4 protein-coding genes and 1 pseudogene are annotated in these 5,191 nt (G+C 48.2%); 3 read left to right on the top strand and 2 right to left on the bottom strand.

Going from position 1 to position 5,191, the window contains the following annotated elements:
• The coding region (locus MHN01_RS16100) for an MFS transporter (RefSeq protein ID WP_239412272.1) at nucleotides 1-1,063 on the top strand (1,063 nt) is incomplete at its 5' end.
• A gap of 21 nt (nucleotides 1,064-1,084) precedes the next feature.
• Here MHN01_RS16100 and MHN01_RS16095 read toward each other — a convergent pair.
• Nucleotides 1,085-1,687: a TetR/AcrR family transcriptional regulator gene (locus MHN01_RS16095; RefSeq protein ID WP_239412271.1), complete on the bottom strand. Its 603-nt coding sequence runs from the start codon at nucleotides 1,685-1,687 to the stop codon at nucleotides 1,085-1,087.
• A 323-nt stretch (nucleotides 1,688-2,010) separates the two neighbouring features.
• The gene (locus MHN01_RS16090) at nucleotides 2,011-3,471 is read right to left on the bottom strand and encodes a DUF2867 domain-containing protein (RefSeq protein ID WP_239412270.1); all 1,461 of its coding nucleotides are present in this window, start codon (nucleotides 3,469-3,471) and stop codon (nucleotides 2,011-2,013) included.
• A gap of 485 nt (nucleotides 3,472-3,956) precedes the next feature.
• Between MHN01_RS16090 and MHN01_RS16085 the strand changes: the two genes are divergently transcribed.
• Nucleotides 3,957-4,628, top strand: a complete 672-nt coding sequence (locus MHN01_RS16085) for an ABC transporter ATP-binding protein (RefSeq protein WP_160658233.1) — start codon at nucleotides 3,957-3,959, stop codon at nucleotides 4,626-4,628.
• Nucleotides 4,609-5,191, top strand: a pseudogene (locus MHN01_RS16080) (ABC transporter permease); the annotation flags it as partial. The gene MHN01_RS16085 and the pseudogene MHN01_RS16080, both read left to right, overlap by 20 nt.

The following is a 5,191-nucleotide window of genomic DNA, read 5'->3' as shown; positions in this document are numbered from 1 at the left end:
CGTGTCTGCATGGTTGTACTTTTCTGCCTTGGTATTGGTGAGCTTATTTAAACCGACGCCAATTCACATTGCAGTCAAGCCAAAATCAGGCGCTGTGATCTATTTAGTGCTGGCAGCCGCCATGGGTCTTGTGGTGTTTCTCTTAATGCGCGGCAGTTTTTATAACTGGCTGGATTCGATTTTGTTCTCCCAACTTACGGTTGTTGCTGCTGCGCTAGTATTGGCCGCAGTGTATCTCATCGTCATTACACGGAAGCGAAATACGGCATCTATGCAGTTGCACAGTAAGTTGAAAACCAATGTTTTTATGTACAATGCATTTTTGGCCGGTTTTGCGGTAATGGCAAGTACTGCACTGTTTGGCAACTTCCTGAAAATGGCGATGCACTACAACAACCTCAATGCGGGCTATGCGCAATTACCCTCATTTTACGCAATGCTCGTCGGCATGCTGGTGAGTGTGCTGGTGTTCTACTTCAGACGTCCGCTTGCTGATGCCGTGGTGCCGTTTGGAGTGTTGATGATTTTGCTATCGGTGAATGAATTCAGCCAGTTGCCAAGCTTTGTTGGGCCTGAATCCTTGCCCCTGCCAATGCTGTTACGCGGTTTTGGTGTGGGTATGCTGAACGTATCGGTGACCATAGCGGTACTGATGTATTTTCAGGTCGATGATCGTCTTGAGGGTATTGCTAATTTTTATCTGTTCCGAACCATGGGGGGAGTGATAGGCGGTGCGTTTTTCTCGCGTGTGATTCAAAACCACAGTGCACAAGCTTCAGGTGAAATTGGTCGAAGCTTAGATGGAACAAGCCACACGTTTGCGGCTTATGAACACGCACTGGGTAACGCGATTCTGACCCATGGCCGATTGCCAACTCCATCATTGGGGATGAGCCAGATCAGCGGGGTAGTGAAAGAGCAAGCAACCACGTTAGCATTGAATAACTCGCTCATTATGTTCATTTTCTCCATTTTTGCCCTTGCACTAATTCTATTGATTGGCAAGAAACTGGCTGCAAAGCAGGAAGCAAGCAAGCTAGCTCTAGCGAAAAGGGAGTGGTGACACTCCTTTTTTGTATTCTGCTTATCGCTGATAGAGCGAAAGAAATGCACAAATGGCCTTGTGTGCATGACTGTCTAATTCTTCGTCGCTGAGAAAGTCAAATCCCATTAACGCCATGTTTTGGTAATCGAGTTTGATCAGTGCAAGAAGCTGCCCACAGGCGAGATCAGGATCGTCAACTTTAAGCTGTTGGCTGACTTCATCGGTTTTTAGAAACTCAATTAAGTACTGATGAATCCGCCTAGGCCCCTTTTGCCAGAACTGGTTTGGCACGGAGTCGTGTTTATTGAAATCGGCCGAAATGATCCGATAGAGCGATAACATCGGATTAGAACAAATACCCCGCAGATACTTCTTCGCGAAGTCTTCAAGCGTATCTTGCAGAGAGTCGTTTTGCTTTTCTGCGAGTTGGAAAACCGATTCTAAACTGGTTTTAGTATTATGCGCTAAGACCTCAATAAACAGCCCTTCCTTGTTGGAGAAATAGCGATATAAGGTCTGCTTCGAGCCGCCACAAATGGCAACGATTTGGTCCAGCGAGGTATCTTTGTAACCTTGTTCAATAAAGAGTTCAGTGGCTACCTCGATGATTCGGGTTCTTTTCTTTTGGGTAGAAGCTCGCATAACAAAACCTAGCTTAAGTGAAACTGTTCAGTACAGTACCATTATTGGCGATTAGGCACAAAAAGAAGGCTTCACGAAAACATGACTACTTCGATAACGCCTCTCGAAACCACGCCTGAAACTCTTCGAGAAAACAGGAAATAGACTCGGGTTTAAATTCTTTCGCATTATAGTCAAGGTGGATCATCAGCATGCCTTGATAAATCATGACATTAAACAAGAGGCGATAGTCTCTGATTATGTTGGGGCTAATTGTTGCGGGGCATGAAATTACTCCGGTGAAGAGATCCATATGACTGAGATTACTCTGTCGCTTTATGACTTTATTGGGTAATAGATTTCCCCTCGCGGGCTTTGGCTTTGCATCGCTTCACCAGAGCGTGGGTCATCCCTTTGAAAATGAATAGGTGGGCAGGCATCATGGCAAACCAGTAGAGAAGTCCGGAGAAGCCTGCCGGGTGCCACCAGGCACGGATATCTATTTCACGGTATTCGCCTTTATCCTCAATGGTAAATTCGAGCCGACCAAGCCCCGGGGCTTTCATCCCGAACAGCAGTGAGAGAAAGTGATTGGGGACAATATTGATCACCTTCCATGAATCAACTTTATCGCCGAGTTGCAGTTTTTCCGGATCACGCCGGTATCGTTTCAGTGCGTCGCCCCCAATAGCAAAATCCATCCACTCACGAATACGCCACAGGTAGTTGGCGAAGAAGTAGCCTTCCTTGCCGCCGACGAGCTGAACCTGATCCCAAAGCTGCTCGCTGGTCGCATCTGTTTTCAGCGTGTAGCCGGCCTGTTTGGGGTAATAGCCATAACCAGTTTGCCAGCGGGCAAGGGCATCGGGATCAAACCCCCAGATTTCACTGCGTACCACCTCGCTTTCATGGCCGAGGCATTCCTCGACAGCCTCGTCATAGGTGAGTAAGTACTGCGGGATCAGCGACTGAATCGCACTGCCGTTGGCGGCAAGGTCGAAACGCAGTCCACCGATCAGGGCGCGGGCGATATTGGTTGGTACCGAGGTAATAAATTTTAACCAGTAGGCCGCTATGGAGGGTGTTAGCAAAGGGACGGGCAAAATCCGGACTTTTTTCCCGGCATGGGCACCTAGTTTGCGCATCTGGGCTTCATAGCTAATGGCTTCAGGGCCGGTGACATCCATAATCTGGTGACGGCAAGGATTGAAGTGCAACAGTTCAAGCAGGTAATGAAGCAGGTTTCGCAGCGCGATAGGGGAGTTATGAGACTTCACCCACTTGGGGGCAATAATTATCGGGAGGTGGTAGACGAAATCCCGCATAACTTCGAATGCTGCCGACCCCGGGCCAACAATGATCCCAGCACGAAGTTCGGTGACGGGGATGCCGCTTTCGCGAAGGATCTCTCCGGTTCGTTTTCTTGCGTCCAAATGCTTTGAGTTCCCTTGCTTGGCTTGGAGGGCACCAAGGTAGATAACTCGCTGAACCGAACTTTGTTTGAGGGCCTGGCTGAAATTTCTGGCGGCGTGGAGTTCGATGTCGATAAAGTCGTGGCCATGGTTCATGCCGTGAACCAGAAAGAATACGGCATCAACACCTTGTAGCAACCCGTCCAGGTCGGAATGAACATTGAGGTCAAGCTCCACCAGTTCGATGTTGGGAATCGCTCCCCATCCTCTTTTTCTCAATAGGTCCAGGTTTCGACCGGTGGCTTTTATCTGGTATCCGCTGTTTGCCAATTCGGGAACCAGGTGACTTCCTACATACCCTGAGGCTCCGACAACCAGAATTGTTTTTATCATCTATTACATGCTCCCTGCTGTAATGGTCTGCAAATGGTCGATTTTAACTATGTTGATGAAAGGTCATTGAATAAATAGTGACGATAATAAAAATGTAGCGGATAAAGCCCGACCTGTCGCTGGCTGGGTAGTGAATGTGTTTCCTGATACCGCTTTCTGAACATTGTCTTACAATTATCAAAGGAGTCATAAAATACTTTTTTACTCCAGTAGGAAGAAAAGCTTACTTGCCGAATAATAATGGTAGAATAACGGCGAGAGCCTACAGGGTATACAGAGGCGTTGATGTGTGTATTTTATCGGCACTCAGTATGTTGATTTTCAGGATGTTGTGATTGACGTGTAGGCGGATTGTTTAAATTGTGGGTGGTTTGTAGCGCGTTGCATTTTTATTTCCAAATGAGACTTTTAAAGTACTTTCTCGAATCCGGGCTTTGCTGTAAATTTCACTTTCGGAAAACACCTACAAAAATTTGGGGAATTGGATGTTACGACTAGTGGAGCTCTGCAAAGGCTACCAGGACGGCGGTGAGTATCACTCTGTCTTACAAGGTGCAGAGCTGGAGCTAAAGCAAGGTGAGCAGTTGGCGCTTATGGGCGAAAGCGGCTCGGGGAAAAGTACCTTGCTAAATTTGATTGCAGGCTTGGACACGGTCGACTCTGGTGAAGTCTGGTTGGGTAAAACACCGATTCACGCAATTTCCGAACGTGAAAGAACTGCTTTTCGTCGTAACAACATTGGCCTCGTTTTTCAGCAATTCAATTTACTTCCCACTCTAACTACTGCAGATAATATTCGTTTCTGCCGCCAGCTTAAAGGGCTGGAAGAAAAGCCGGAATTATGGCGACAGATTATTTCCGCCCTGGATCTTATGCCGCTGCTGGGACGTTACCCTGAAGAAATGTCAGGCGGCCAGCAACAACGCGCTGCCATTGCTCGTGCTCTGTACATGGAGCCGGATATTTTGCTGGCGGATGAACCGACAGGAAGCCTGGACGAACGAAATGCCGGCGCGGTGATACGGCTCCTGGTCAACCTGACACGCCAGTTAGACTGTACTTTGTTGTTAGTGACGCACAGTAAAAAGGTGGCCGAACATATGAATGGCTGTATTCGACTGCAGGGAGGTCAGCTTCATGTCAAGCCCCGTAGCTAAAGCGCTTTGGGGGCATTATAAGCGCCACCCTTTCCAAATCGTGCTGGTATGGCTGGGTCTGACATTGGGCATCGCCTTGTTGGTTGGTGTTATGGGCGTCAACCAGCAGGCCAGAGAAAGCTATCGTCAGGGCGAACAACTTTTTTCAAATCCTTTTCCATATCGTATTCGCCACAACCAGCCCGCTATCAAAGTTCCCCAAGGCTTTTATATTCAATTGCGTCGTGCCGGTTTTAGCCAGTGCGTGCCGATGGATCAGCATACGATTGTGACTGACGAGAGTCGAGATTTCGAGATTGTCGGTATTGATCCCATTGCGATGTATTCGAATTTCAAGGGACAGGTTACCAGCCAGAGTCAGACCCAGATGATGTCGCTGATGCGCCCGCCATACCCAATCATGCTTGGCGAGCAGTTGGCAAGTTATATGGGGGTGGTTGATGGCCAGTTTCTGACCCTGGAGGACGGCCGACAAATTGGCCCGCTGAAGGTGGTTGATGAGGAGCGAATTCGTGGTCCGAGGATGATTGCGGATATGTCGCTAATACGTGACCTCCATCCGG

This window comes from Photobacterium sp. OFAV2-7 (assembly GCF_022347985.1).
Lineage (GTDB): Bacteria > Pseudomonadota > Gammaproteobacteria > Enterobacterales > Vibrionaceae > Photobacterium.
Note: the sequence above shows the minus strand (reverse complement) of the source record. Positions and strands in the feature narration are given on the sequence as shown.